This window comes from Flavobacterium sp. J49, assembly GCF_011742145.1.
GTDB lineage: Bacteria > Bacteroidota > Bacteroidia > Flavobacteriales > Flavobacteriaceae > Flavobacterium.
The window spans coordinates 1-247 of the sequence record NZ_JAAQQU010000056.1 but is presented as its reverse complement, the minus strand read 5'-3'; the positions used below and the strand labels follow the sequence as shown (position 1 = coordinate 247).

The window sequence follows — 247 nt, the reverse complement described above, 5'->3', positions numbered from 1 at the left end:
ACAAACCTTAGGAGTGGTAGTTACCAGTGCCGCAGGATGTCAAAGTATCACCACTTTAGACATTAGAGTCTTGCCGGTACCGACTCCTAATACCACGCCGAGTCCATTGGCACCGCTTTGTGATGACAACAATCCGGGTGATATGTTAGAGATTTTTGATGTAACGGTTAATGCGGCTTATATTGCCAACGGAGACCCGAACGTTACCTTAACATACTATACCAATGAGGCAGATGCTCATGTACCA

General features: G+C 45.7%; 1 protein-coding gene. It reads left to right on the top strand.

Annotated elements, in window-relative coordinates; genetic code table 11:
* A partial coding sequence (locus HA632_RS01765) for a hypothetical protein (protein ID WP_176305532.1) occupies nt 1-247 on the top strand: 247 nt, incomplete at both ends.